Genomic DNA, 25736 nt, shown 5'->3' on the forward strand with positions numbered 1-25736 from the left:
ATTATGCAGGACGATGTGGCTTACTTACGCTCAATGGGTGCAGAAGATATTAGGATCAACCAGCAGCAGGTCAATAACCAAATGTGCCGTGTAGGGATCTGCCGTCCGGATGTTCAAGCCACTCTACCAAATTCCAATAAACGAATTTATATCGAATACGATCGCACCAGCTCAAACCGTGGAGCCGGACATGCATCGAGAGCATTGAGTAATGATCCGGATGCTATTGTAATTTTAAGGACTGTGGATTAAATTATGAATGTAAACAAAGATTTTTTTCTTGCAAGAGACGGCCATCCGAGCCTGAAACAGTTTTATTTTATTGGCGCGCCATTTGAAAAAGCACTGGATCTTTATCTAAAAAGACGTATGGATTTAAGTGATTTTTATCAAAATCTAAAACCGAAACTATCGTATTTGGATGAGGAGTATACCCTCAGTCAGAAATTGGATTTCTTGAATCCGCTTGAGATTACCGGATCATCCAAATATTTATTGTTGGAAACGCAGTCTGATTGGTCATTGCTAATAGGTAATAACCGGAACGGCACAGACTTTTCAAGTGTGCCGTATGAAGCCTTGCTGTGGAAAATCAGATTATTGACTATGTATTTACGTCCATATTTTGGCAAAGACGAATTCGGTGCGGTCTCATTTACCCTGTATGAGGGCAGTAAACAGGTTTCCCGTCATGACTGCGAAACCAGAAATGTTATGCTGCATAAAGAAACCAGTCGTGTCGAGTTTATGGAATATGGCACGCCGCTGCCGTTTGAACAGACAGAAAAATATACCGAAAGACTCAAAAAAAACAGGCTGACTGTGGAGATGATCGAAGAATATTGCAAACATTTAGGCATTTCATTATTTGATTTGGACTTCTACCAGTCCAAAGCCGCCCTTATTGAGATATTGAGAAACAAATAACTTTCATCTCTTCAAAAAGACAGTCTGAAAAATATCCAGGCTGTCTTTTAACGTCGGCAGCCAAAGCGGTCTCTTTGCCGGCGAAGGCGGTTATCACATCACCGCCGACAGCGTCCGGCTCAAAGGCGGCGCCATCGCTTCTGCCGCAGACAAAGACCACAACGAACTCACCGCCCGCAGTTTCAGCTTTGAAGACATCCGCAACGAAAGCAGCTACAGTGCCCAAAGCATGGGTATCGGCGCCGGCTACGGCGGCAGCCTGAAAGGCAGCGGCGGCTTCAATCAAAGCGCCTTCGGCCGTGCGTCCCAAACCGCCGGCCAAAACATCAAGCAAGGCCTCAACTACAGCCCCACCCTGCCGCAACATGAAAGCGGCGGCAGCCAAGGCTATACCCGCTCCGTACTCAGCGAAGGCAACATCACCATCGGCGGCAAAAAAACCAGTGCCCGCGCCCTCGGCATCCATACCGATCTGCAAAACGCCCACTGCGCCGCTGCCTGAAGGTGAATACCAAGATCCCTTCGACTTTATGCGTGCCTACGATTTGGACTTCCCTTACGAATACCTGCAAAACTGGGTGGATTACTACACCGGCCAAACAGATACTTTGGGTTTGCCGCCGCTTGCGAATGACGAATAGAGTTTAGGATTAAGTTGCTGTGTGTTTACATCGCAGGCAGCCTGCCCCCTTTTCCCGTTTTCAGGCTGCCTTTCCCCACCCCCGCACACACTACGGATACCCCCGCCATGAACAAACACCGCCATAAAACCGTCTTCAACCGCACCCGCGGCATCCTGATGGCCGTAGCCGAGACTGCCATCGGGCAGGGCAAAAGTTCCGGCGAGTGCTCAAGCGGAGAAGCCGGTGGCGGTAACGGCAGCCTAAAAACCCATTCAGGCAGAGACCTTTGCAAAAAAGCCCTTCCCTCGACAGCCGGAACCTAAACAAAGATTTTCGGCTGTTTCTCTCCCCCAATACCTCCTGATTTTACCCAAATGTCCCCTTAATCCTCCCCGGATACCTGATAATCAGGCATCCGGGCCGCCTTTTAGGCGCAAACAGGCACACTTAGCCTGTTGGCGGCTTTCAACAGGTTTAAACACATCGCCTTCAGATGGCTTTGCGCACTCACTTTGCTCAGACCGAAATAGGCTGCCCGGGCATAGCGGAATTTACGGTGCAGTGTACCGAAGCTTTGTTCGACCACATAACGGATCTTCGACAAATATCGGTTACGTTTGGTTTGCACTTCCGACAGCGGACGGTTACGGTGTGCTTTGCGCATAATACCGTCTAACAACTGATGCTCTTTCAGATGTTGCCGGTTTTCCGCACTGTCATAGCCTTTGTCGGCATAGACGGCCGTACCTTCGGCTATCCCTTCCAGCAAAGGCGACAGGTGGTTGCACTCATGGGTATTGGCGGGGGTAATGTGCAGTTTCTCAATATAGCCTTCCGCATCGGTACGGGTATGTTGTTTGTAACCGAGTTTGTAGAGGCCGCTTTTCTTTATCCAACGGGCATCGCTGTCTTTACTCGGCGTGGTTTGGCCGCTGATTTGCCCTTCTTCATCGACTTCTATAGCCTGGCGTTGTTTGCTGCCGGCGGTCTGAATAATGGTGGCGTCAACGACAGCGGCGGATGCTTTCTCTACTTTTAGGCCTTTTTCGGTCAGTTGGCGGTTAGCAGTTCTGACAGGGTGTTGTCTTGCGCCAGCCAGTTGCGGTAGCGGCATAAGGTGCTGTAATCGGGGATGCTCAGTTCGTCAAAATGGCAAAACAGGTTGAAGTCGATGCGGGTGATGAGGCTGTGTTCGAGTTCGGGATCGGAGAGGCTGTGCCATTGGCCGAGCAGGACGGCTTTGAACATGGACAACAGGGGATAGGCGGGACGGCCGCGGTGGTCTCGAAGGTAACGGGTTCTTTGACGATTCAGGTACTGTTCGATCGGTTGCCAATCAATCACTTGATCTAACTTCAATAGTGGGAAGCGGTCGATGTGTTTGGCAATCATGGCTTGTGCGGTTTGCTGGAAGAAGGTGCTCATGGAAAATCCCCTAAATGTTTTGGTGGGAATTTAGGGGATTTTTGGGGGGATTTTGCAAAGGTCTCTGACCGTCAGCGGCTCGGTGCAAATGTAGGATTTTCTTTTAAATCATTTAAAAGGCCGTCTGAAAGTATATTTTTCAGACGGCCTTTTGTATTGCTCAATGATTAGAATGGAATATCGTCGTCGATATCATCAACCGGAGCAGTCGGTTGTGCCGGAGCAGGACGACGGGCTGGGGCGGCTGGGGGTTCTTGAGCCGGAGCAGATTGGTATTGCTGTTGTGGCGCTTGTTGGTAGCTGCTTTGGCTTGCATGACCGCCTTGGTTGTAGCCGTCATCGTATGGTGCGCCGCCGCTGTTGTCGTTGCGACCGCCAAGCATTTTCATTTCGTTGGCGATGATGTCGTAAGCAGTGCGCTCGATGCCGTCTTTGCCTTGGTATTTACGGCTTTGGATACGGCCTTCCAGATACACTTGGCTGCCTTTACGCAGGTATTGACCGGCGATTTCGGCGAGTTTGCGGTACATGGTGATGTTGTGCCATTCGGTACGTTCTACGCGTTGGCCGTTGCGGTCGTTCCAAGTTTCGCTGGTGGCAACGCTGAAGTTACAGACGGCCTCGCCGTTGGGCATATAGCGGACTTCTGGGTCGCGGCCTAGGCGGCCGATGAGGATAACTTTATTCAATGACATTTTACACTCCTGTGATAATTTTTTCGGCGGCCTCTTGGTCGAATCCTTTTTGCAAGGCCTTGATATAAATGGTTTGCTTGTCTGCGCTAAAGCTGATGCTTTCAACGCCTTCAATTTCGGTCAATTTTTGGTAGAGCAAATCCGGATTTTGTTGCCATTCGGCGTTAAGCGGATAGCTGAGGTTTTTGACAGGTTTAGGTGCCGGCGAAATGACTGCCAATACCAGCCACAGCAACATCAATACGCTACAAAAGGCAAATACGCCTACAAAACCGTATTTTTGGAACAATAAACCACCGGTTGCGCCGCCGACAAACAAGCCGACCGACTGCATGGTGTTATATACGCCCATCGCCGTACCTTTCAAATCAGACGGTGCGATTTTCGATACCATAGACGGCAGGCTGGCTTCCAATACATTGAAACCAATAAAATAAACAATCAGATAAGCGGTAATCAACCATACCGAGTGCATTCCAAACAGCAGACCAATTTGAGCCGCGGCAATGCAGATGATACCAAGGATAAACACTTGTTTGAGTTTGTTGCGCGTTTCACCAACGATAATCAGCGGCACCATAATAATCAGGCCGGTAATGGTTGACGGCAGATAGACTTGCCAGTGATGGATTTTTTCCAAACCCAACTGCGTCATGGCAAACGGCAATGCTGTAAATAAAGCCATTTGTGCCGCATGCAAGGCAAAAATACCGAAGTCGAGATTGAGCAGTTGGCGGTTTTTCAATACCTCGCCCATACGCGAAGGCTGCGCTTGCGTGTCTTCGTGCATTTTTGACACTTCGGGATCAGGCGTCATCCAGGCAACCACGCCGATACTGATTACCGTCAGAATACCGGTCAGCGCAAACAGGCCGGATACGCCGATAAAGCTGGCAATCATCGGGGCAAGCACCAGGCTGACGGAAAAGGTCAAGCCGATACTTAGGCCGATCATCGCCATCGCACGCGTCCGCACTTCGTTACGGGTCAAATCTGCCAGCAAAGCCGTTACCGCCGCACTGACGGCACCCGCTCCTTGAATGGCACGCGCGGCAACCAACATCTGCAGACTGTCGGCAACTGCGGCCAAAAAACTACCTGCCGCAAACACAATCAAGCCGGCATAAATCACTTTTTTACGGCCGAACTTGTCGGAAGCCATACCCAAAGGCAGCTGCAGCAAAGCCTGTGTCAGCCCGTAAATACCCATCGCCATACCGACCAGCGCTTTATTGTTTTCTGCGCCGGGCAACGAGGCAGCATACATCGCCAAAACCGGCAACACCAAAAACATCCCCAGCATACGCAGTGCGTAAACGCCGGAAAGTGTGGTACTGGCACGCCACTCGTGCGGAAACATTTGAATGCGGTTATCTCTTGCCATAAATAATGTTTCAGACGGCCTTAAGTTTGCGAAAGGCCGTCTAAAAGTGTGAATTAACAGATTTTCTGATTATACAGGATTCAAAGGAATTGCATGGGGTCAAATCGCAAGCCGTTTATCGTAAACCTGCTTCATCGGTATAAAACGGTTTTAACAGAAACCAACATCACGCAAGATCTGCCCTATCCCATTTATCCCGAATCAACCCCACTGCCATCTATTTCGCCACGCGCCTAACACGGCGTTCGGATATTTGTTACTGCCCAAACTGCCGTTAAACCTTGCCAAAGCGCGGACAATATTGCCTTTTTCGATATTGTTGTAATGGCGAAGAATGGTGCAACCATAGCGCAGATTGGTGCGGATATCGAAAAGGTTGTGCGACGAATTGCCGATATAGTTTTTCCAAAACGGCATCACCTGCATCAAACCGCGCGCGCCCACACCGCTAATCGCATATTGGCGAAACGCGCTTTCCACTTCAATCAAGCCCAAAATCACTTGAGTATTGAGTCCGGCACGACTGCTTTCGTATTGAATATTGACCAACAGGCGGCGGCGCTCGCCCTCATCGGGAATGAAACGTGCCAAGCGGGAAGACATCGCTGCCAACCAATGCTCCCCTTCCCTTGAATCGGCAAACACCAGCCGCGCAGGGCTGGCACTATTAATCGAACTGCGCATCACGGAAGCCACATCATCGGCCAGCGTTTCTTCACGTTGCGCCCCAGCCCATGCGGTCGCAGGCGTCAAAAGCATGGCTCCGCCGACTTGCAACATACGGCGGCGCGATAAAAATAAGGAATCTTGGTTTTCCGATTTCATATATTTTCTCTTTTTAGGCCGTCTGAAAAGTTCAGACGGCCTTTGATATATTTGCTTAAAATCAGCATTATAAAATACATCTATGAGCAGAATCAAAGAGCTGTATTCCTTTTATTGTCAAGTGATACAGCCTCAAGTAACATTTAGGTTTTTCTAATCAAGCGGTATTTTTTATGACCACCACTCCCGCCAACGTTTTAGCCTCCGTCGACTTGGGTTCCAACAGTTTCCGCCTGCAAATTTGTGAAAACAACAACGGCCAGCTGAAAGTCATCGACTCGTTCAAACAAATGGTTCGCTTTGCCGCCGGCTTGGACGAACAAAAGAACCTGAGCGAAGCCTCTCAAGAACAAGCCTTGGAATGTTTGGCAAAATTTGGCGAACGCCTGCGCGGATTTCAACCCGAAAATGTGCGCGTGGTGGCCACCAACACTTTCCGTGTCGCCAAAAATATCGCCCAATTCCTGCCCCGTGCCGAAGCGGCGCTGGGTTTTCCTATCGAAGTCATTGCCGGCCGCGAAGAAGCGCGTCTGATTTACACCGGCGTAGTGCATACCCTGCCGCCCAAAGGCGACAAAATGCTGGTTATCGACATTGGCGGCGGCTCGACCGAATTTGTCATCGGCTCGGATTTGCAACCGCTGACCACAGAAAGCCTGCCTTTGGGCTGCGTAACATACAGCATGCGCTTCTTCCAAAACAAAGTGACCGCCAAAGATTTCCAAGCCGCCGTTTCCGCCGCGCGTATCGAAATCCAACGCATCAGCAAAATGATGAAGCGTACCGGTTGGGATTTCGCCATCGGCACGTCCGGTTCAGCAAAATCCATACGCGACGTTTTGGCGGCCGAATTGCCGCAAGAAGCCGACATTACCGCCCAAAGCATGCGTTATCTTGCCGATAGGATTATCGAAGCCGGTTCGGTTAAAAAAGCCAAATTTGAAAACCTCAAACCCGAACGCATCGAAGTTTTTGCAGGCGGATTGGCCGTGATGATGGCCGCTTTTGAAGAACTCTCTCTGACCAAAATGACCGTTACCGAGGCAGCCCTCCGCGACGGCGTGTTCTACGACTTAATCGGCCGCAGCCTCAATGTCGATATGCGCGAACAGACAACGGCCGAGTTCCAAAAACGCTACCACGTCAGCCTTAACCAAGCCAAACGCGTTGCCGATACCGCGCAAGCCTTCATGAACAGCCTGTGCCACGCCAAAAACGTAACCGTTCAAGAGCTTGCCTTGTGGAATCAATACCTCAGCCGCGCAGGCCGTCTGCATGAAATCGGCTTGGATATTGCCCATACCGGCTATCACAAACACTCCGCCTACATTCTCGAAAACGCCGATATGCCGGGCTTCTCACGCAAAGAGCAAACCATTTTGGCGCAACTGGTTATCGGCCATCGCGGCGACCTTAAGAAAATGGCGGACATTATTGGTAGCAACGAAATCATGTGGTGTGCCGTATTGTCCCTGCGCCTGGCCGCCCTCTTCTGCCGCTCGCGCCTGCCGCTGGATTTGCCGCCTCAAACCCAGCTTCGCATCGACGAAAACAACCACAGCTTCATCTTGCGCATCAACGCCCAATGGCTGGAGCAACACCCCCTCATTGCCGATGCGCTGGACTACGAAAGCGCGCAATGGCAAAAAATCGATATGCCTTTCTCGGTTCAAGCACAATAAACCGCGCTCCGTTATAATAGGCAGCTTTTCAAAATCCAAACCGCAGGCCGTCTGAAAACGACAGCCTGCCATACATCAAGGAAAACCATGAGAAAACCCCAACGCGGCTACGCCCGCCAAGACCGTGTCAAAGAACAAATCATGCGCGAGCTTGCCGAACTCGTCCGTACCGGCCTGAAAGACCCGCGCGCAGGCTTCATCACCATCAACGAAGTCGAAGTCACCCGCGATTACAGCCACGCCACCGTGTTCTACACCGTCCTCGACGACAGCACACGCGACATTACCGAAGAAGCTTTGGAACACGCCAAAGGCCATTTGCGCAGCGAATTGGCCAAACGCATCAAACTCTTCAAAACTCCTGAGCTGCACTTCAAATACGACGAATCACTCGAACGCGGCATGAGCATTTCCAGCCTGATCGACCAAGTGGCGGCGGAAAAACCGGTTGAAGACTGATTGATTAAAACACACAGGCCGTCTGAATGCTTTCAGACGGCCTGAACATTAACACTCCCCCTACTTAATATGACAGCCAAACCCACCAAACGCCCGGTCAACGGCGTTCTTCTCCTCGACAAACCTGAAGGCCTTTCCAGCAACACTGCCCTGCAAAAAGCGCGGCGCTTGTTCCGTGCCGAAAAAGCCGGGCATACCGGCGTACTCGATCCTTTGGCCACAGGGCTTTTGCCTGTTTGTTTCGGCGAAGCGACCAAGTTCGCCCAATATCTGATTGATGCCGACAAAGCCTATACCGCCACGCTGAAACTGGGCGAAGCCAGCAGCACAGGCGATGCCGAAGGCGAAATCGTTGCCACCGCACGCGCCGATATTTCATTGTCCGAATTTCAGACGGCCTGCCAAGCCTTAACGGGCGATATCCGCCAAGTGCCGCCGATGTTTTCCGCCCTCAAACACGAAGGCAAACCACTGTACGAATACGCACGCAAAGGCATCGTTATCGAACGCAAAGCGCGCGATATCACCATTTACTCCATTGATATCACAGAGTTTGATGCACCCAAAGCCGTGATAGACGTACGCTGCAGCAAGGGTACTTACATCCGCACCCTCAGCGAAGACATCGCCAAACACATCGGCACATTCGCCCACCTGACCGCCCTGCGCCGTACTGAAACCGCAGGCTTTACCATTGCCCAAAGCCACACGCTCGAAGCCTTGGCAGAATTGGACGAAGCCGAACGCGATGCCCTGCTGCTGCCTTGCGATGTCTTGGTGCAACATTTCCCCAAACTCGAGTTAAACGACTACGCCGTTACCATGCTCAAACACGGCCAGCGCCCCCAGTTTACCGAAGACATTTCCGCCGAGCAGCCCATCCGTGTGTACAGCCGAGACGGCACATTTATCGGACTGGTGGAATATCAAAAAGAAATAGGCCGTCTGAAAACCTTGCGCCTGATGAATACCGCCGACAAATAACCTCCTGCAAAGAGAGCCAATCATGAAAGTCTATACCGCCACCCAAATGCGCGAACGCGAGCAAGCAGCCGTCGATAAAGGCACGAGCTTCGACCAACTGATGGAAAACGCCGGCAGCTCTGCCGCCCGAGACCTCATGCAGCGTCTCCCTCAAGCCGGACGCGCCCTGATCGTTTGCGGCAAAGGCAACAACGGTGGCGACGGCTTAGTCATGGCAAGATATATGCAGGCGCAAGGTTGGCACATCGATATTCTGTTTTCACTCGGAGAAAACCTCTCCCACTTGGCTCAAACCAATCGCGAACGCCTCAACGGTTTGCCCCATATCGAATTGATATCCTTACAAGAACTGGCAGGCCGTCTGAAAAAAGGTTACGACATCATTATCGAAGGCATATTCGGCACAGGCTTCAGCGGCGCGCTTCCAACCGAAATCGCCGCCCTCTGCCGCCAACTCAATCATGCAGACGGCCTGAAAGTCGCCCTCGATATTCCCACCGGCCTCAACTGCGACACCGCCGAAGCCGATCCCGACACATTCCGCGCAGACCTGACCTACACCTTTGCCGCCTACAAACCGGCGCATTTAAGCGAGTCCGGCCAAACCTATTGTCAAGAAACCGTCTGTTTGCCTATTGGCATTGATTAAATGCCTATAAAAAATAACAGGGTGCAATTTTGCACCCTGTTATTTTGCTTACTTCCAAATCTGCACCAATTTAATCCCCAGCGCCGTCAAACCAAACGAACCGAAAACATGCAGACAGGTTGCCATCAAAGCCATGCCCCAACGTTGCGCCTGCATCAAACCGACCATTTCCACAGAAAAACCTGAAAATGTGGTCAAGCTGCCGAGAAAGCCGGTAATCCAAAGCAAACGCCATTGCGGATCGGTTAAGAGTTCCGCCAATACGCCGATCAGCAACGCTCCCAGCCAGTTTGTCGCCAATGTACCGATAGAAAAAGGCGCAGAATACACCAGCACCAAGCCAAACAACCAACGCAATACAGCTCCGACAGCGGCACCGCAAACAATGGGAAAAATATAAGCAAACATAACAAGTTAAACATTCAATTCAAAAAACAGGCCATCCGGTCATTAGGCCGTCTGAAAACCAAGCAAAGATGCCTTCATATCTTATTGCCAAATTTTAGGCGTGGATTTCAAATACCTGTCGTCATCGAAAGTACAAATCCATTGCGGCTTGAGCGCGATAAAAATGGCTGTTGAAATACCGCTCAAAAATGCCTCTGCCCAAGCGATTAAGAAGAAAACAGGAAAAGCGGTTTTCCATAATACCGCCGTATCGAATACATCCGCCCAGTCCAACAAACCGACCAAGACCACGCCGGTAAACACCATACCGACCGCCGCAGCCCAAAAACCATTCAGAAAAATAAAGATAAAGATATTGGCGGGCAAACGCGACACCCAATGGCGGAAACCCAAGTTCACCAACAAAGGCGGAAGCAATACGGACAAGGCGTTGATGGGGAACATATGCCAATCGCCCCAAAGCCACAAATACGGAAAAAACAGTAAAACGCCAAGGCAGAAAGCGGCAGAGGTGCCCAGCATTAAAGCCGTCAGGTTTAAAGCAAGCAAATGATAGCTCATGCCGGCCAGTTGTCCGCTTTCCGGAGAGGCATTCAAACTCCAAGCCAGCGGCAACATCACGGCAGCCACCAAGAATGCGGAACGATGCTGTGATACCGACACCCATGCCTGCTTTGCACACAAAGCAAAAATCACCAGCAACACAGGCCATGCCGCCATCACGACACCGATGGGAAACCATCCGTTTTGAAAAATCATCATCTCATCCGCAAAATGTTCAGACGGCCTATTATACGCGTCTCAAGCCATAGCTTTGACAATCCTGTCTGCCTTTGCCGTTAAAGCTTGTTTCGGCTGGTTTTGTTTACCCGAAAAAAGCGTTAGAATAACGGACTTTGCCGTTTAATTAAGGGGATGGACGCATGCTTTGGACAATATTGGCTTTAATTCTGCTGGCTGTCATAGCCGGCTTGTTCTGGTGGCGCCAGAAACAAGAGCAAAAGTGGCGCCAAGAATTGGCCCGACTCAGTGGCAACGAACAAGAAATAAACGAAGAAGACAGCCCGGTCGGTTTTTCCGGCCAACTGGACAGCCTGAAACGTTTGTTCAGCATGAACAAGCGCACCGCCGACAACCATAAAATCGCCCGTATCCGCCTGCTTTCCGCGCTCGAACACAATAAAATGCAACGTGCCGAAACAGAAGAAGAGCACGCAGCAGAGCCCGTTGCCGAAGAGCCGGAACACATCGCAACGACCAAAGAAGAAATCAAAATTGCGCCTAAAACCCGCAAATCTGCCAAACCGGAACGTATTCCCAAAATCACGCCGTTTGCGCAAATGGAAACGCCTGAATACAGCCCGTCTTTGGTGCAAAACAGTAATTTTGAAGAAATCACATTAGAAGAAGCCACACGTTCCCTGCATGAAGCAGCGGTTGAGGAATGGAACGAGCATTTGGCCGAAAAAAATACGCCAATTTACAAAGACGAAGTTGAAACCCCATTGTTGCGCGCTTCATCCCTGCCAATGACCGGCATGGAAATCATCGACTACAACGACCCTATCTTGCGCCGCACACGCGAACGTGCCTTGGCGCGTGCCAACAATGTCCGCGTGGCAGAAGCCAATGCGCCGCATATCGAAACCGTTCAGACGGCCTTAAGAACTGCCGAAAAAGAAGCCATCCTCCCCTATACTTCCATGCAGGCATTCCCTTCTGAAATCCAAGCGGAAGATATTCACGACAACCTTGCCCGCCGCACCGCCGCACGCCACAAACTGGCCGCGGCCGTCGCCCCATTGCGCGACTACTCTCCGCGCACCATCGAAAATGACGAAATTCTAGCCAACTTGGGACAAATCAGCCGTCCTGCCAGCCTGCGCCGCCAAGTTCGCCATACCGAAGCGGCCGCCGAAAGATGGGCGCGTAAACAAGCTGCCACGGAAGCTGTTGCACCACAACCGGCAACACCGTCCCGTCCGAAACCGGCTGCGCCTGTTAAAAAATCTCCTTATATCTCCCGACCTGCCGCGCCAAACGCAACCGTAGTTGAGCCGCCTGCCGTACCGGTTGTCCCTATGGCGAAAACCGATATTCCCGAGCCACCCGTTTTCCAAACCTCGATTGCACCGATTGATATCCCCGAGCCGCCTACTTTTGAACATAAAATCCAAGTGCCGATTTTTGATGCACAAGTCAATGCGCATGTCAGCAACCAACCTGAACGCAGTATCCGCGATTATTTAATTAGCGAATCTGCCGTCGAAGAAACAGAATTCGATGGTGAGCCGGAAGCTCCTGTACAAGCGGAAGCAGAAGCTATTCAAGCGGTTGAAACTATTCAACCCGTTGAATCTGTTGAAACAATCGCAAGGCCGTCTGAATATACACAGACAGTCGTTGAAACACCTGTTCAAAGCGTAGAACCAAACGTTCAAGAGAGTACGCCAAGCATAGCGATTCCAACTTCGGCAACACTGACCGATGCGCTTCTACCGACCACTGCCCTGCTCCTGCCGCCGCAGTTTGACCCAAGCGCCTCGCAAACTGAAGAACAGCTGCTGGAAAACAGCATTACCATCGAAGAAAAACTGGCCGAGTTCAAAGTTAAAGTCAAAGTGATGGACTCCTATTCCGGCCCGGTCATTACGCGCTACGAGATTGAGCCTGATGTCGGCGTGCGCGGCAGTGCCGTTTTAAACCTTGAAAAAGACTTGGCGCGCTCGCTTGGCGTGGCTTCCATCCGCGTGGTGGAAACCATCCCCGGCAAAACCTGCATGGGCTTGGAATTGCCTAATCCGAAACGCCAAATGATCCGCTTAAGCGAAATCTTCAATTCGCCTGCGTTTACCGAATCCAAATCCAAACTGACCCTCGCTCTCGGCCAAGACATTACCGGCCAGCCTGTTGTGACAGACTTGGCCAAAGCGCCGCATCTGCTGGTTGCCGGTACGACAGGTTCGGGTAAATCCGTAGGCGTGAACGCCATGATTCTGTCCATGCTCTTCAAAGCAACGCCTGAAGACGTACGCATGATTATGATTGACCCGAAAATGCTGGAGCTGAGCATTTACGAAGGCATTCCACACCTGCTCGCCCCTGTCGTAACCGATATGAAGCTGGCCGCAAACGCCCTGAACTGGTGCGTCAACGAAATGGAAAAACGCTATCGCTTGATGAGCCATGTTGGCGTGCGCAACCTTGCAGGCTTTAACCAAAAAATTATGGAAGCAGCGGCACAAGGCATGAAAATTGCCAACCCGTTCAGCCTGACGCCCGACAATCCCGAACCTTTGGAAAAACTGCCGTTTATCGTAGTCGTGGTAGATGAGTTTGCCGACCTGATGATGACTGCAGGCAAGAAAATTGAAGAATTGATTGCCCGCCTTGCCCAAAAGGCGCGTGCAGCCGGTATCCATTTGATTCTTGCCACCCAACGCCCAAGCGTGGATGTCATTACCGGTCTAATTAAAGCCAATATTCCGACACGCATCGCCTTCCAAGTGTCCAGCAAAATCGACAGCCGCACGATTCTTGACCAAATGGGTGCGGAAAACTTGCTAGGTCAAGGCGATATGCTGTTCCTGCCACCCGGCACCGGTTATCCGCAACGCGTACACGGCGCGTTCGCATCCGATAATGAAGTACACCGCGTAGTGGAATACCTGAAACAATTCGGCGCGCCTGACTATATCGATGATATTTTAAGCAGCGGTTCGACTGAGGACTTTACCGGTACCAGCCGCAGCAACGACAGCGACCTCGACCCCATGTATGACGAAGCCGTTTCCGTTGTCTTAAAATCGCGTAAGGCCAGCATTTCCAATGTCCAACGCCAACTGCGCATCGGCTACAACCGAGCCGCCCGCCTGATTGACCAAATGGAAGCCGACGGTATTGTTTCCCCGGCGGAAAACAACGGCAACCGCACCATCTTGGCGCAAAGCGGCGACCATCTGGATTAATTTATCCTTGTTTAAAATTAAGGCCGTCTGAAAACTTTTCAGACGGCCTTTTTAAATCAGATAATGGGTTCAGAGATTCCAATTAAATAAACAAGCAAATAAGTAATCTGTAAACGGCATTTCTTACAAAACCAAATGCCTTTGCATTAACGGTATTTGCTTCTCTATCAAATAAACCCAGCCTCAATAAACAAAATTCGACCTGCAAGATATATCCCTCTATCCATTCGTCGCCATTTTCAGACGGCCTTTTGTCAAGACCGGAAAAAACAGGTAAATCCGTTTTTCGATTAGATGCAATATTATTATGATTCATGCCTTCGGCAACACCCCACCCTTTACGAGGAAAAACAAATGAAAAAATATTTTGCAGAATTTTTCGGTACTTTCTGGCTGGTATTCGGCGGCTGCGGCAGCGCAGTTTTGGCAGCAGCCTACCCTGAACTTGGCATTGGCTTTGCCGGTGTCGCTTTAGCATTCGGTTTGACCGTACTGACCATGGCGTACGCCGTCGGCCACATTTCCGGCGGCCACTTCAACCCTGCCGTTTCCGTCGGCCTTTTCATCGGCGGCCGTTTCAACGGTAAAGACCTGTTGCCTTACATCGTATCCCAAGTTATCGGTGCGATTGCCGCTGCGGGCGTTCTGTATCTGATTGCTTCCGGTAAAACCGGTTTTGATGCTGTTGCTTCCGGCTTTGCCAGCAACGGTTTCGGCGAACACTCTCCTAACGGTTACGACATGATGGCTGCTTTGCTGATCGAATTTGTCCTGACCGCATTCTTCCTGATCATCATCATGGGTTCTACCGACAAACTGGCTCCGGCCGGCTTTGCTCCTATCGCCATCGGCCTGGGTCTGACCCTGATTCACTTGATCAGCATTCCCGTAACCAATACTTCCGTCAACCCTGCACGTTCTACCGGTGTTGCCTTGTTCCAAGGCGGCTGGGCTGTTGAACAACTGTGGTTGTTCTGGTTGGCTCCTATTGCCGGCGCAGCAGTTGGCGCGGCTATTTACCGCTTCGTTTTGGCTAACGACGACAAATAATCTTGACGGAATGACATTCCCGGTGCGGCTGACACTCTAAACTGACCGCACCCAAGTTGCCGACACACAAACGCACCGCCTGACTCAGACGGTGCGTTTGTTTTTGCCATGTTACAATACTTTCTTTTCTCACATTCTCAAACCATCATGCAAACCTTACCTTTTCAAACCGATATCGCTAACAGAATGCTGGTCAATACCGAAAACGAAACCATCCATCCCGATGCCGTATTCGTACAAACGCAAAACGGCTATTGGATTGCTTGGCACGACCAACAAGCCGCCTTGCTTGCCCCCGACACACCACCCGATATTCCCTGCTTTTGGGTGGAAGGCGCAGAAAGCTTAGAAGAGCTGGTAAGCATGGTAGAAAACGGCGAATTTGACGAAGTTGAAGAATTTGACGGCGATGATGATGCTTGGCAAGAAGCACTCGGATGCGGCCATCATCACGAAGGACACTGCGGATGCAGCCATTGAGATGCACAAAACGCCTGATTCCGGCACTCGCCCTTTGTCTGACGCTTAACGGCTGCGTTGTAGGTGCGGCTGTCGATTTGGCTGCTACAACCGTCCTGACTGCCGGAAAATTGGTTGTTAAAGGAACAGGGGCAGTGATTGATGCCGCCATTCCCGACGGTAAAAAAGACAAGGATAAAGAAAAAGAGAAGGAAAAGAGTAAAGAAAAGCCAAAATCGGAAGAAATCATCTATAAGGAAGAGTCCTCCAACGAAGTAACGCAATAATCCTTCAGACGACCTTAGCAAGGTAACCAATCCTACTGAGGCCGTCTGAACATTCATCCTTACATATAGCCCTGTTCGCGCAAAGAGCAGGTTTCTTTTGCCGTTACAATAAAATGGTCCAACAGCGTAATATCGACCAAACTTAAAGCCTGTTGCAAACGCTCTGTAAACTGCACATCAGATTCAGACGGCCTTGCCGAACCGCCCGGATGGTTGTGCGCCAAAATCAAACTGTCGGCATATTCATCCAATGCCAATTTGACGATTTCACGGATATAAACCGTGTTTTCCGCCACTGTACCGCGCGACAATTCCCGTACCGCAATCAATTGATTTTGACGGTTGAGCAGCAAAGCAACGCTGACCTCAATTTTTTCATGCCCAATATGAAGGCGCAGATAATCCGCAACCGATTTCGGGTTTGACAGAACAATCTGCTCCTGCAAATCTTCACCCAAAATCCGCCGCCCGATTTCTTTGACCACTGCAAATTGAGTATAGCTCGCCAAGCCCATGCCCTTATAAGCAGCGAGTGTTTTGGCATCCGCACTCATCAGCTTCCCCAAACTGCCAAATTCACCCAACAAATAACGCGCCAAATCGACCGCGCTCATACCGCGCGTTCCGACACGCAGCAAAATCGCCAGCAACTCCGCATCACTCAACGCCGCCGCACCGTACGCTAAGAGCTTCTCACGCGGTCGCTCCCCTTCGGGCCATTCTTTGATACTCATGTTTTCCCTTTTTATTCATATAGCGGATTTAGTTTTTATTTAGAACAAAACCATCTTGCCCACATAAAACGCAATCCGCACGATTTTATTAAAATTAATGCAATTTGCGTATTTTATTCTATCTTGAATTATTTTTTAAGACATTTAAATATAAATTAAACCCTTTTGTGCAGAAAAACAACGCTACCCATTTTTACTATCCTGTTCCCCTGTCTGCCTTTCCTTTCCTATTTGCTTCAAATCAGCCGCTACAAGCATTTTCATATTGCCCCTAATAGGCTTAGGCTAATATAATATTGAGTTTGCCGAGAGCAAAAGCTTAGGCTTAAACTGCTTTCTATCCACGCTGCCCGTGCGCTTTACAAGAGTTTCAGACGGCCTCCGTCCGACTCCCGCCAGCAATCAAACAGCTTTTTATCACCCATTCGAAAATCCGTTTTGCCGGTACTCGTCTTTCTTTTTGGAGTATTGCCATTATGACCGCAACCACTGCGTCTTCAGCCAAACCTTATTTGCAAATCCAAGGCTTGGTGAAAAAGTTTGGTGACAATTACGCTGTCGATAACATCGACTTGGACATCTATCAACATGAAATCTTCGCCCTTTTGGGCAGCTCAGGCAGTGGCAAATCCACACTGCTGCGCATGTTGGCAGGCATGGAAAGTCCCAATCAGGGCAAAATCATTCTCGACGGTCAAGACATTACCAAGCTTGCCCCGTACGAGCGCCCAATCAACATGATGTTCCAAAGCTATGCCCTGTTCCCGCACATGAGCGTTGAACAAAACATCGCTTTCGGCCTGAAACAAGACAAAATGCCTAAAGGCGAAATCGACGCCCGCGTCGAAGAAATGTTGCGCCTGGTGCAAATGACCAAATACGCCAAACGCAAGCCGCACCAACTTTCCGGCGGCCAACAACAACGTATCGCTTTGGCGCGCAGCCTGGCAAAACGTCCGAAAATCCTGCTACTTGACGAACCTTTGGGCGCACTCGATAAAAAACTGCGCCAACAAACCCAACTGGAATTAGTCAACACGCTGGAACAAGTCGGCGTAACCTGTATCATGGTTACCCACGACCAAGAAGAAGCGATGACGATGGCTACCCGTATCGCCATTATGTCCGACGGCCAATTGCGCCAAGTCGGCACACCTAGCGATGTGTACGATTACCCTAATAGCCGCTTTACTGCTGAATTTATCGGCGAAACCAATATTTTTGACGGTGTCGTTGTTGACGACCGCGCCGATTTCTCTATCGTCAAATGTGACGGCTTGGAAAACCACGTCCGCATCGACCACGGCCTGGGCGTTCCGAACGAGCATGAAATCTGGATCAGCATCCGCCCTGAAGACATTGATTTGCATAAAGAAAAACCAGAACACTTGGGCGCGCACAACTGGGCCCAAGGCACGGTTAAAGAAATTGCCTATCTGGGCAGCTTCGCGATTTACCACATCAAACTCGCCAACGGCCGTGTCGTCAAAAGTCAAGTTCCCGCACCTTATTGGTATGTGCGCAACATTACACCGCCGACTTGGGATGAGACCGTCTATATCAGCTGGCCTGAAAACCAACCTACGCCTCTGTACAGTTAATTTGAGGGAAATGCAATGGACCTTAAAAAACTGAAAAAGAAACTGTTTCGCCGTCCTGGACAGCGTGCAGTGATTGCCGTGCCGTATATCTGGCTCTTGGTGCTGTTTCTGATTCCGTTCGCCATCGTATTGAAAATCAGCTTTGCCGAACAAGAAATCGCCATTCCGCCATTTACGCCGTTGACGACGATTGATGAAGACTTAGGCCGTCTGAACATTGCCATCAGCTATCAGAACTACGCCGACATTTTCCAAAACTTTTGGAATACGCTCAATCCTTTTGGCGACAGTGAAAACAGCAATATCTATCTGATGACCTACTGGTCTTCGATTAAGACCGCGCTGACGACGACCATCATCTGCCTGTTGATTGGTTATCCGACCGCTTATGCCATTTCACGCGCCAATCCGGCTGCGCGTAACGGCCTGCTGTTGGCAATCATGCTGCCTTTCTGGACCTCTTTCCTGTTGCGTGTTTACGCATGGATGGGCTTATTGGGACACAACGGCATCATCAACAATTTCTTAATCAAATACGGAATCATCAGCGAGCCTTTAGACTTGTTCTACAATGCTTTTTCGCTGAATTTGGTGATGGTTTACGCCTATTTGCCGTTTATGATTTTGCCGCTGTACACACAATTGGTAAAACTGGACAACCGCCTGCTCGAAGCCGCTTCCGACTTGGGCGCAGGTCCGATCAAATCGTTCTTTACCATTACCCTGCCTTTATCCAAAACAGGCATCATCGCAGGCTCTATGCTGGTCTTCGTTCCGGCCGTCGGTGAATTTGTGATTCCTGAATTGGTGGGCGGTTCTGAAAACCTGATGATCGGTAAAGTATTGTGGCAGGCATTCTTCGACCAAAACAACTGGCCGCTGGCTTCTGCCGTCGCCGTCGTTATGGTTGCCCTGCTGGTTGTACCGATTGCCCTGTTCCAGCACTATGAAAACCGCGAATTGGAAGAAGGAGGCAAATAATGCAGAAAACCAAATTATCCTGGTTCTTGAAACTGATGCTCCTGCTCTCGCTGGCATTCCTCTATATTCCGCTGGTGGTTTTGGTCATCTATTCTTTCAATGAATCCAAACTGGTTACCGTTTGGGGCGGTTTCTCAACCAAATGGTACGGCGCATTGATGGAAAACGATACCATCTTGGAAGCGGCCTGGCTGTCATTGCGTATCGCCATCGTTTCCTCACTTGCCGCCGTAGCACTCGGCACATTAGCTGGTTACGCCATGGCGCGTATCAAGCGCTTCCGCGGCAGCACCCTGTTTGCCGGTATGATTTCCGCACCTATGGTGATGCCTGATGTGATTACCGGTTTGTCCATGCTGCTGTTGATTATTCAGGTGCAAATGTTCCTGCAAGGCAGTGAGTTGCTGCAATCGCTCTACTTCGATCGCGGCTTCTTCACCATCTTCCTCGGCCACACCACGCTTTGCATGGCGTACATTACCGTCGTTATCCGCTCGCGCTTGGTGGAATTGGATCAATCCTTGGAAGAAGCTGCAATGGACTTGGGTGCCCGTCCGCTGAAGATTTTCTTCGTGATTACCCTGCCGCTGATTGCCCCTGCGATTGCTTCCGGCTTCCTCTTGGGCATCACCCTGTCTTTGGACGACTTGGTGATTACCTCCTTCCTGTCAGGCCCGGGTTCATCGACATTGCCGCAAGTGATTTTCTCCAAAATCAAACTCGGCCTTGACCCTCAGATGAACGTTTTGGCAACCATCCTGATCGGTATCATCGGTACGCTGGTGATTGTCGTCAACTACTGGATGATGCGTCAGGCAACCAAACGGGAACGTGAGGCTGCCGAAGCCTACCGCCAAGAAAAATTGGCAGCCGAGAAAGCCGCCTAATATGCAGACAGGCTGTCCGATAAAGCGTCGGAACAGCCTGTTTTATTAACTGCATCTTATCCTTTCAGACGACCTGAACCCAACCCCACATTCCAGGCCGTCTGAAAACCAATTTCAATGAAGTGAAAACCAACTTAAAGCTCAAATCATGATCAATCCCAGCTTCAAGGAATACCTTCCTTCCTACTATGTCAGCACGGCCAATCCCCATCCGTCTTATCCGACGCTTGAAGGCCGTCTGAAAACTGAAACCTGCATTATCGGCGGCGGCCTGTCCGGCTTATGCACAGCCCTACCGCTTGCCGAAAGCGGCCATGAAGTCATCGTACTTGAAGCCGCCCGTATCGGTTTTGGCGCATCAGGTCGCAGCGGCGGACAAGTCATCAGCGACTTTGCCTGCGGCATGGAAGAAATCGAAAAACAAGTCGGTTTGGAACAGGCCCAATGGTTCTGGCAGCAATCTCTGCAAGCCGTTGAACTGGTTGACTCACGCATTCAAAAACACAATATCCAATGCGATTGGCAACGCGGCTACGCTACCGTCGCCGTCCGTCCTCAGCATTGGGAAGAATTGCAACAATGGCATGAGCACGCCCAAAAACATTATGGCGCAAGCCATTACCAGCTTTGGGATAAAGCCACGCTGAAGCAGCAACTTGCCAGCGATATGTATCAAGGCGCGCAATTTGATCCTTTATCCGGCCACTTACACCCGCTTAATTACACCCTAGGCATTGCCAAAGCGGCAGCCGATGCAGGCGCACAACTTTTTGAGCAATCCCCGATGACGCGTATCGAGCCATGCGATAACGGCTGGCTGGTACATACTCCTAACGGCAGCGTTGAGTGCAAAAACCTCGTTTATGCCGTCAATACTTATGCAGGCTTACACCCGAAATTCAAAATATTGGAACAAAAAGCCATTGCAGTCAGCACCTTTATCATCGCCACCGAGCCCCTGGGCGAACGTACCAAAGACCTGATCCGCAACAATATGGCCATCTGCGACAACTGCCACGTCCTAGACTACTATCGCCTCAGCGCCGACGGCCGCCTGCTCTTCGGCGGCAAAGACAACGAGTTTATCGATGACCCAGACCGCATGACCGAACTCGTCCGCCAAGACATGCTGAAAGTTTTCCCGCAACTTGCCGACGTCAGAATCGAGCATTCCTGGGGTGGCGAATGCGACATTACGCGCAACCTCGCCCCACATTTTGGCCGCCTCGCCCCTACCGTTTTCTACGCCCAAGGCTATTCCGGACACGGCATGGCGATTACCGGCATTGCCGGTTTGGCGATTGCCGAAGCCATCATGGGCGATGACGGCCGTCTGAAACCTTTTGAGCAACTACGCCACAGCAACATCATTACCCAGCCTTTCCTGCGTAAACTTGGCTCTTTCCTTGGCTCAAAATACTATCAATGGAAAGACAGCCACTAAACCCAAACAACAAACATATTTCAGACGACGGCAGATTCAAGTAAAATTCAGGCCGTCTGAAAGCTTAGATACGAAAAAATTCAATCATTTATCAGCAAGGAAACCATCATGAGCAACCATCATAAACTCATCATCCTCGGCTCCGGCCCTGCCGGCTATACTGCCGCCGTCTATGCCGCCCGTGCCAACCTCAACCCTGTGATCATTACCGGCGTTGAGCAAGGTGGACAACTGATGACCACCACCGAAGTGGACAACTGGCCTGCCGATGCCGAAGGTGTACAAGGTCCGGAACTGATGGCCCGTTTCCAAGCCCATGCCGAACGCTTCGGTACTGAAATGATTTTCGACCAAATCCATACCGTTGATTTGCAAAACCGTCCTTTCACCCTCAAAGGCGATATGGGCGAATACACCTGTGATGCGCTCATCGTTGCCACCGGAGCATCCGCCAAATATTTAGGTTTGCCAAGCGAAGAAACCTTTGCAGGAAAAGGCGTTTCCGCCTGCGCAACTTGCGATGGCTTCTTCTATAAAAAACAAGATGTTGCCGTAGTAGGCGGTGGCAATACCGCAGTAGAAGAAGCCCTCTACCTTGCCAATATCGCCAACACTGTTACCCTGATTCACCGCCGCGACAGTTTCCGTGCCGAAAAAATCATGGTGGACAAGCTGATGCAACGGGTCGAAGAAGGCAAAATCATCCTCAAGCTCAACAGCTCGGTTGATGAAATCTTGGGTGACGAAAGCGGTGTTACCGGTGCACGCCTGAAACACAATGACGGCAGCACTAAAGAAATCGCTGTAAAAGGCGTTTTCATCGCCATCGGCCACAAACCCAACACCGATATTTTCAAAGGCCAACTCGATATGGATGAAACCGGCTACCTGAAAACCAAAGGCGGTACCGGTGACAATGTCGGCGCAACCAATATCGAAGGCGTATGGGCGGCAGGCGACGTCAAAGACCATACCTACCGTCAAGCCATCACCAGCGCAGCTTCTGGCTGCCAAGCCGCGCTTGATGCCGAACGTTGGCTCGACCGCCACGGCGTATGAGCCTCTAAGCTACGTCCTATTCTTTAAAACATAATCAAAAGGCCATCTGAAATTTCAGACGGCCTGAGACCTTTGCAAAATTCCTTTCCCCCAACAGCCGAAATCCAAACACAGGTTTTCGGCTGTTTTTGTTTCAAATATCCACTGATTCTACTCAAATACCCCCCTTAATCCCCCCTTGGATACCCGATAATCAGGCATCCGGCCGCCTTTTAGGCGGCAACAGGCACACTTAGCCTGTTAGCCGCTTTCAAAAGGTTCAAACACATCGCCTTCAGATGGCTTTGTGCACTCACTTTGCTCAGTCCGAAGTAGGCTGTCCGGGCATAGCGGAACTTACGGTGCAGCGTACCGAAGCTTTGTTCGACCACATAACGGGTCTTCGACAAATATCGGTTGCGTTTGGTTTGCACTTCCGACAGCGGATGTTTGCGGTGGGCTTTGCGCATAATACCGTCCTGCAGCCGATGCTGTTCCAGGTGTTGTCGGTTTTCCTCACTGTCATAGCCTTTATCGGCATAGACGGTCGTACCTTCGGGCAGTCCTTCCAACAAAGGCGACAGGTGTTTGCACTCATGGGCATTGGCGGGGGTAATGTGCAGTTTCTCGATATAGCCTTCCTCATCGGTACGGGTATGTTGTTTGTAACCGAGTCTGTAGAGGCCGTTTTTCTTTGTCCAACGGGCATCTTTGTCCTTACTCGGTGTGGTTTGGCCGCTGACTTGTCCTTCTTCATCGACTTCTATGGCCTGGCGTTGTTTGCTGCCGGCAGTTTGAATAATGGTGGCGTCAATGACGGCGGCGGATGCTTTCTCTACTTTTAGGTCTTTTTCGGTCAGTTGGCGGTTGATCAGTTCCAGCAATTCGGACAGGGTGTCGTCTTGCGCCAACCAGTTGCGGTAGCGGCATAAGGTGCTGTAATCGGGGATGCTCAGTTCGTCAAAACGACAAAACAGGTTGAAATCGATGTGGGTGATAAGGCTGTGTTCGAGTTCGGGATCGGAGAGGCTGTGCCATTGTCCGAGCAGGACGGCTTTGAACATGGACAACAGGGGATAGGCGGGACGGCCGCGGTGGTCTCTAAGGTAACGGGTTCTTTGACGATTCAGGTACTGTTCGATCGGTTGCCAATCAATTACCTGATCCAACTTCAATAGTGGAAAGTGGTCGATGTGTTTGGTAATCATAGCTTGGGCGGTTTGCTGGAAGAAGGTGCTCATGGGAAATCCCCTAAATGTCTTGGTGGGAATTTAGGAGAATTTGGGGAATTTTGCAAAGGTCTCAGATTATCTGAAAATAAGATTCAAGGTTTTCAGACGACCTTTTAGCGGGTAAATTGCTCTCTAGATTGTTGTTACCGTAAAAGGTCGTCTGAAAATCCTACCCACTCAAAAACAAACCGCCCTTTCAGGCGGTTTGTTTTCAGCTTAAACAGACGGTTATTGCTTTTTACCGCCGAATACACCGAAAGCGTTGTTACTTGAAGAGCCATTATCACCTGGTTTTTCATTGTAACTGTATCGTCCCGCCATTTCGGCAGCTTTGTCGCCGTAGAATCCGCCTGAGATAGAACCTTGCACACCGGAATCCCATTTACCATTAAAGCTGCTGCCTGTAATACCTGCGGTAAAGGCTCGTTCATTCATGAACCATCTGTCACCACTATTGATTTTACCTGCGATAGTCTTAGTATCGAAGTTGACATCTGCGGTAAACGAACCGGCAGTACGGTAGCCTCCTGTATCACCCACCCAGTTTTCCTTATTATCCAAGTTGCGGGCACGGAAATTCAACACCTCGCCTGCGTATTTAGCCGTACCGGACGGTAGAGAGGTACTCATTACCCCCTGAACAAACAAGGAGTAGGCATTATCGGCAAGTTTTGCCGCACCGAAGACAACATTGCTCAAATTGCCTGAAGCAACAAACGATTTGTAGTCCGAACCCAATTCAGTTTGATGGAGCTTGTTGGTAACTGGTGCCAAAGCGATTGTCGTACCATTGATAATGACTTTGGTCAAGTTCTCGATATTCGATAAGATATATTGCTCGCCTGTTTCACCTTTTTTCAATTCGGCTGCGGCGGCATCATCTTTAGGTTTGGTTACGGGCGCATCAGGTTTGGCAACCGGCGCATCAGGCTGTCCGCCTGCTTGAGCTGCCGCATCTTGGCGTTTTGCACCAAACACACCGCGCGCCACTACGTCTTCATCACGTTGGTTTTTGCCTGCCGCACTATATGTACCGGCAAGTTGGTCTGCCTTCGCGCCAAAGAATCCGCCTTGCATCGTACCTTGCTTGTTGGAGAAGGTGTTACCATGCAAATCGCCATTGAAAGACAGATTTTCCGCCATATCGCGCGCATTGGATTTGACGACACCTGCAATCCTGTTGCCACCACTACCACCGCCAACCGTTTGATCGGAATAGCGGTTGATGCTGACATTGATGGTTTTTTGGTCGAAATTGACTTTTGCGGTAACATCGGTTGCTTTGGCGGCAGGATACAGATTGGCCAGCTTGGCTTGCGAACCGGTTTCAAAAATTTCTTGCAGACCTCTTGTATTGATCGGCAGTCCGTTTTGGAAATGCAGGCCGATGCCTTTATAGGTTGCATCCCCTCTTTGGGCTGCAACGGTATCACTGCCTGATGGCGTGCCTTGGACAAACAACGCCTGTTTCACATCACGCAGATCGCTGACATCGGCAACACCGCCGTAACGAACGTCAGGCAACAGGTCGCCGCTGTGTACCGCATATTGTGCTGCATCGGCTTTACCGCCGTTCATACTTTTTTCGCCCAACGTAAACTCACCCGCTTTAACGTCTTTGGTATTAATGGCGACACCATCAAGTACGACGCTGTTTTTATCCGAGGCAGTCGGAGCTTCGGTTTTGGCATATTCCAAATCGCCGGTTTCACGTTTTTTCGCTACCAAGACACCGCCATCCAAAGCCTTGCCCATTACTTTGCCTTCGCCGCCAAAACCTTGACCTGAATTGGCCTCATTGGCTTTCTTAGCTTCCTCAGCTTTCTTGGCCTCTTCAGCTTTCTTAGCGTCTTCAGCTTTCTTGGCTTCTTCAGCTTTCTTGGCTTCTTCAGCTTTCTTGGCTTCTTCAGCTTTCTTGGCTTCTTCAGCTTTCTTGGCTTCTTCAGCTTTCTTGGCTTCTTCAGCTTTCTTGGCTTCTTCAGCTTTCTTGGCTT

The 25736-nt window shown here is 50.4% G+C and carries 26 protein-coding genes and 2 pseudogenes; 18 read left to right on the forward strand and 10 right to left on the reverse strand.

Annotated elements, in window-relative coordinates; all coding sequences use genetic code 11:
- Positions 1-3 precede the first annotated feature (3 nt).
- Complete coding sequence (locus ACTHTU_RS08815) at positions 4-252, forward strand: hypothetical protein (RefSeq protein ID WP_070645559.1); 249 nt, start codon at positions 4-6, stop codon at positions 250-252.
- Positions 253-255: 3 nt separating this feature from the next.
- Positions 256-927 carry a hypothetical protein gene (locus ACTHTU_RS08820; protein WP_003686835.1) on the forward strand — a complete coding sequence of 224 codons (672 nt, stop codon included), beginning with the start codon at positions 256-258 and terminating at the stop codon, positions 925-927.
- Here ACTHTU_RS08820 and ACTHTU_RS08825 read toward each other — a convergent pair.
- Positions 902-1153 (reverse strand): hypothetical protein, encoded by a 252-nt coding sequence (locus ACTHTU_RS08825; RefSeq protein WP_107792515.1) that lies wholly within the window; start codon positions 1151-1153, stop codon positions 902-904. The genes ACTHTU_RS08820 and ACTHTU_RS08825 overlap by 26 nt on opposite strands.
- A gap of 3 nt (positions 1154-1156) precedes the next feature.
- On the opposite strand from ACTHTU_RS08825, the gene ACTHTU_RS08830 reads away from it, so the two are divergent.
- From ACTHTU_RS08830 to ACTHTU_RS08840, 3 genes and pseudogenes are all read left to right on the forward strand, one after another.
- Entirely contained in the window at positions 1157-1429 is a 273-nt protein-coding gene (locus ACTHTU_RS08830; protein WP_440362335.1) for a hypothetical protein, read from the forward strand.
- Positions 1419-1568 (forward strand): annotated as a pseudogene (locus ACTHTU_RS08835) (RNA polymerase subunit sigma); the annotation flags it as partial. The gene ACTHTU_RS08830 and the pseudogene ACTHTU_RS08835, both read left to right, overlap by 11 nt.
- 107 nt (positions 1569-1675) lie before the next feature.
- A complete protein-coding gene (locus tag ACTHTU_RS08840) occupies positions 1676-1873 on the forward strand; it encodes an ESPR domain-containing protein (RefSeq protein WP_440362336.1) in 198 nt (65 codons plus the stop codon).
- A gap of 104 nt (positions 1874-1977) precedes the next feature.
- Here ACTHTU_RS08840 and ACTHTU_RS08845 read toward each other — a convergent pair.
- The 4 genes and pseudogenes from ACTHTU_RS08845 to ACTHTU_RS08860 form a co-directional block, all read right to left on the reverse strand.
- Positions 1978-2975, reverse strand: a pseudogene (locus tag ACTHTU_RS08845) (IS5 family transposase).
- A 167-nt stretch (positions 2976-3142) separates the two neighbouring features.
- Positions 3143-3670: a single-stranded DNA-binding protein gene (locus ACTHTU_RS08850; protein ID WP_070461586.1), complete on the reverse strand. Its 528-nt coding sequence runs from the start codon at positions 3668-3670 to the stop codon at positions 3143-3145.
- Between the two features lies 1 nt (position 3671).
- Complete coding sequence (locus ACTHTU_RS08855) at positions 3672-5054, reverse strand: MFS transporter (protein WP_070461587.1); 1383 nt, start codon at positions 5052-5054, stop codon at positions 3672-3674.
- A gap of 201 nt (positions 5055-5255) precedes the next feature.
- Positions 5256-5879, reverse strand: coding sequence for a lytic transglycosylase domain-containing protein (locus tag ACTHTU_RS08860; RefSeq protein WP_440362337.1), 624 nt, complete (start codon positions 5877-5879; stop codon positions 5256-5258).
- Between the two features lie 173 nt (positions 5880-6052).
- On the opposite strand from ACTHTU_RS08860, the gene ppx reads away from it, so the two are divergent.
- The 4 genes from ppx (at position 6053) to ACTHTU_RS08880 (ending at position 9653) form a co-directional block, all read left to right on the forward strand.
- Positions 6053-7561 carry an exopolyphosphatase gene (gene ppx, locus ACTHTU_RS08865; RefSeq protein ID WP_440362338.1) on the forward strand — a complete coding sequence of 503 codons (1509 nt, stop codon included), beginning with the start codon at positions 6053-6055 and terminating at the stop codon, positions 7559-7561.
- 87 nt (positions 7562-7648) lie between these two features.
- The gene (rbfA, locus tag ACTHTU_RS08870) at positions 7649-8020 is read left to right on the forward strand and encodes a 30S ribosome-binding factor RbfA (protein WP_003685554.1); all 372 of its coding nucleotides are present in this window, start codon (positions 7649-7651) and stop codon (positions 8018-8020) included.
- 69 nt (positions 8021-8089) lie between these two features.
- On the forward strand, positions 8090-9004 hold the full coding sequence (gene truB / locus ACTHTU_RS08875) for a tRNA pseudouridine(55) synthase TruB (protein ID WP_440362339.1): 915 nt from the start codon (positions 8090-8092) through the stop codon (positions 9002-9004).
- Positions 9005-9026: 22 nt separating this feature from the next.
- Positions 9027-9653, forward strand: coding sequence for an NAD(P)H-hydrate epimerase (locus ACTHTU_RS08880; RefSeq protein WP_440362340.1), 627 nt, complete (start codon positions 9027-9029; stop codon positions 9651-9653).
- 48 nt (positions 9654-9701) lie between these two features.
- Here ACTHTU_RS08880 and ACTHTU_RS08885 read toward each other — a convergent pair whose 3' ends face one another.
- A complete protein-coding gene (locus tag ACTHTU_RS08885) occupies positions 9702-10061 on the reverse strand; it encodes a CrcB family protein (RefSeq protein ID WP_440362341.1) in 360 nt (119 codons plus the stop codon).
- A gap of 81 nt (positions 10062-10142) precedes the next feature.
- Positions 10143-10820, reverse strand: coding sequence for an energy-coupling factor ABC transporter permease (locus ACTHTU_RS08890; RefSeq protein ID WP_440362342.1), 678 nt, complete (start codon positions 10818-10820; stop codon positions 10143-10145).
- Between the two features lie 164 nt (positions 10821-10984).
- Here ACTHTU_RS08890 and ACTHTU_RS08895 point away from each other — a divergent pair, with 164 nt between their 5' ends.
- The 4 genes from ACTHTU_RS08895 to ACTHTU_RS08910 all read left to right on the forward strand — a co-directional run bounded on the left by ACTHTU_RS08895 (position 10985) and on the right by ACTHTU_RS08910 (position 15825).
- Positions 10985-14029: a DNA translocase FtsK gene (locus ACTHTU_RS08895; protein ID WP_440362343.1), complete on the forward strand. Its 3045-nt coding sequence runs from the start codon at positions 10985-10987 to the stop codon at positions 14027-14029.
- Between the two features lie 354 nt (positions 14030-14383).
- A complete protein-coding gene (aqpZ, locus tag ACTHTU_RS08900) occupies positions 14384-15079 on the forward strand; it encodes an aquaporin Z (protein WP_063067881.1) in 696 nt (231 codons plus the stop codon).
- Between the two features lie 147 nt (positions 15080-15226).
- On the forward strand, positions 15227-15559 hold the full coding sequence (locus tag ACTHTU_RS08905; RefSeq protein ID WP_440362362.1) for a hypothetical protein: 333 nt from the start codon (positions 15227-15229) through the stop codon (positions 15557-15559).
- Complete coding sequence (locus ACTHTU_RS08910; RefSeq protein WP_440362344.1) at positions 15547-15825, forward strand: NF038104 family lipoprotein; 279 nt, start codon at positions 15547-15549, stop codon at positions 15823-15825. The genes ACTHTU_RS08905 and ACTHTU_RS08910 overlap by 13 nt, the downstream gene beginning before the upstream one ends.
- A 59-nt stretch (positions 15826-15884) precedes the next feature.
- Here ACTHTU_RS08910 and radC read toward each other — a convergent pair whose 3' ends face one another.
- Entirely contained in the window at positions 15885-16559 is a 675-nt protein-coding gene (gene radC / locus ACTHTU_RS08915) for a RadC family protein (protein ID WP_440362345.1), read from the reverse strand.
- A gap of 476 nt (positions 16560-17035) precedes the next feature.
- Here radC and ACTHTU_RS08920 point away from each other — a divergent pair, with 476 nt between their 5' ends.
- The 5 genes from ACTHTU_RS08920 to trxB all read left to right on the forward strand — a co-directional run bounded on the left by ACTHTU_RS08920 (position 17036) and on the right by trxB (position 22531).
- Entirely contained in the window at positions 17036-18160 is a 1125-nt protein-coding gene (locus ACTHTU_RS08920; RefSeq protein WP_004520791.1) for an ABC transporter ATP-binding protein, read from the forward strand.
- A gap of 15 nt (positions 18161-18175) precedes the next feature.
- A complete protein-coding gene (locus ACTHTU_RS08925) occupies positions 18176-19141 on the forward strand; it encodes an ABC transporter permease subunit (RefSeq protein WP_049335897.1) in 966 nt (321 codons plus the stop codon).
- Entirely contained in the window at positions 19141-20028 is an 888-nt protein-coding gene (locus tag ACTHTU_RS08930) for an ABC transporter permease subunit (protein WP_003679574.1), read from the forward strand. The genes ACTHTU_RS08925 and ACTHTU_RS08930 overlap by 1 nt, the downstream gene beginning before the upstream one ends.
- 148 nt (positions 20029-20176) lie before the next feature.
- Positions 20177-21472 (forward strand): NAD(P)/FAD-dependent oxidoreductase, encoded by a 1296-nt coding sequence (locus ACTHTU_RS08935; RefSeq protein ID WP_440362346.1) that lies wholly within the window; start codon positions 20177-20179, stop codon positions 21470-21472.
- A gap of 108 nt (positions 21473-21580) precedes the next feature.
- Positions 21581-22531 (forward strand): thioredoxin-disulfide reductase, encoded by a 951-nt coding sequence (trxB, locus tag ACTHTU_RS08940; RefSeq protein ID WP_440362347.1) that lies wholly within the window; start codon positions 21581-21583, stop codon positions 22529-22531.
- A 212-nt stretch (positions 22532-22743) separates the two neighbouring features.
- Here trxB and ACTHTU_RS08945 read toward each other — a convergent pair whose 3' ends face one another.
- Both ACTHTU_RS08945 and ACTHTU_RS08950 read right to left on the reverse strand, forming a co-directional pair.
- Positions 22744-23751, reverse strand: coding sequence for an IS5 family transposase (locus ACTHTU_RS08945; RefSeq protein ID WP_440362348.1), 1008 nt, complete (start codon positions 23749-23751; stop codon positions 22744-22746).
- A gap of 219 nt (positions 23752-23970) precedes the next feature.
- Positions 23971-25736: transferrin-binding protein-like solute binding protein (locus tag ACTHTU_RS08950; RefSeq protein ID WP_440362349.1), on the reverse strand; the 1766-nt coding region annotated here is incomplete at its 5' end.

It is taken from the genome of Neisseria sp. P0020.S005, from assembly GCF_051957055.1.
In the GTDB taxonomy this organism is placed as follows: domain Bacteria; phylum Pseudomonadota; class Gammaproteobacteria; order Burkholderiales; family Neisseriaceae; genus Neisseria; species Neisseria subflava_A.

Excerpts from the sequence above, each read along its gene's own strand:
- ACTHTU_RS08830 (WP_440362335.1), top strand. The coding sequence starts at position 1,157 with ATGGGTATCGGCGCCGGCTACGGCGGCAGCCTGAAAGGCAGCGGCGGC.
- aqpZ (WP_063067881.1), top strand. The coding sequence starts at position 14,384 with ATGAAAAAATATTTTGCAGAATTTTTCGGTACTTTCTGGCTGGTATTC.
- ACTHTU_RS08880 (WP_440362340.1), top strand. The coding sequence starts at position 9,027 with ATGAAAGTCTATACCGCCACCCAAATGCGCGAACGCGAGCAAGCAGCC.
- ACTHTU_RS08860 (WP_440362337.1), bottom strand. The coding sequence starts at position 5,879 with ATGAAATCGGAAAACCAAGATTCCTTATTTTTATCGCGCCGCCGTATG.
- ACTHTU_RS08815 (WP_070645559.1), top strand. The coding sequence starts at position 4 with ATGCAGGACGATGTGGCTTACTTACGCTCAATGGGTGCAGAAGATATT.
- ACTHTU_RS08890 (WP_440362342.1), bottom strand. The coding sequence starts at position 10,820 with ATGATTTTTCAAAACGGATGGTTTCCCATCGGTGTCGTGATGGCGGCA.
- ACTHTU_RS08925 (WP_049335897.1), top strand. The coding sequence starts at position 18,176 with ATGGACCTTAAAAAACTGAAAAAGAAACTGTTTCGCCGTCCTGGACAG.
- trxB (WP_440362347.1), top strand. The coding sequence starts at position 21,581 with ATGAGCAACCATCATAAACTCATCATCCTCGGCTCCGGCCCTGCCGGC.
- ACTHTU_RS08905 (WP_440362362.1), top strand. The coding sequence starts at position 15,227 with ATGCAAACCTTACCTTTTCAAACCGATATCGCTAACAGAATGCTGGTC.
- ACTHTU_RS08930 (WP_003679574.1), top strand. The coding sequence starts at position 19,141 with ATGCAGAAAACCAAATTATCCTGGTTCTTGAAACTGATGCTCCTGCTC.
- ppx (WP_440362338.1), top strand. The coding sequence starts at position 6,053 with ATGACCACCACTCCCGCCAACGTTTTAGCCTCCGTCGACTTGGGTTCC.
- ACTHTU_RS08850 (WP_070461586.1), bottom strand. The coding sequence starts at position 3,670 with ATGTCATTGAATAAAGTTATCCTCATCGGCCGCCTAGGCCGCGACCCA.
- ACTHTU_RS08820 (WP_003686835.1), top strand. The coding sequence starts at position 256 with ATGAATGTAAACAAAGATTTTTTTCTTGCAAGAGACGGCCATCCGAGC.
- ACTHTU_RS08885 (WP_440362341.1), bottom strand. The coding sequence starts at position 10,061 with ATGTTTGCTTATATTTTTCCCATTGTTTGCGGTGCCGCTGTCGGAGCT.
- ACTHTU_RS08910 (WP_440362344.1), top strand. The coding sequence starts at position 15,547 with ATGCAGCCATTGAGATGCACAAAACGCCTGATTCCGGCACTCGCCCTT.
- ACTHTU_RS08945 (WP_440362348.1), bottom strand. The coding sequence starts at position 23,751 with ATGAGCACCTTCTTCCAGCAAACCGCCCAAGCTATGATTACCAAACAC.
- rbfA (WP_003685554.1), top strand. The coding sequence starts at position 7,649 with ATGAGAAAACCCCAACGCGGCTACGCCCGCCAAGACCGTGTCAAAGAA.
- ACTHTU_RS08935 (WP_440362346.1), top strand. The coding sequence starts at position 20,177 with ATGATCAATCCCAGCTTCAAGGAATACCTTCCTTCCTACTATGTCAGC.
- radC (WP_440362345.1), bottom strand. The coding sequence starts at position 16,559 with ATGAGTATCAAAGAATGGCCCGAAGGGGAGCGACCGCGTGAGAAGCTC.
- ACTHTU_RS08920 (WP_004520791.1), top strand. The coding sequence starts at position 17,036 with ATGACCGCAACCACTGCGTCTTCAGCCAAACCTTATTTGCAAATCCAA.
- truB (WP_440362339.1), top strand. The coding sequence starts at position 8,090 with ATGACAGCCAAACCCACCAAACGCCCGGTCAACGGCGTTCTTCTCCTC.
- ACTHTU_RS08855 (WP_070461587.1), bottom strand. The coding sequence starts at position 5,054 with ATGGCAAGAGATAACCGCATTCAAATGTTTCCGCACGAGTGGCGTGCC.
- ACTHTU_RS08840 (WP_440362336.1), top strand. The coding sequence starts at position 1,676 with ATGAACAAACACCGCCATAAAACCGTCTTCAACCGCACCCGCGGCATC.
- ACTHTU_RS08895 (WP_440362343.1), top strand. The coding sequence starts at position 10,985 with ATGCTTTGGACAATATTGGCTTTAATTCTGCTGGCTGTCATAGCCGGC.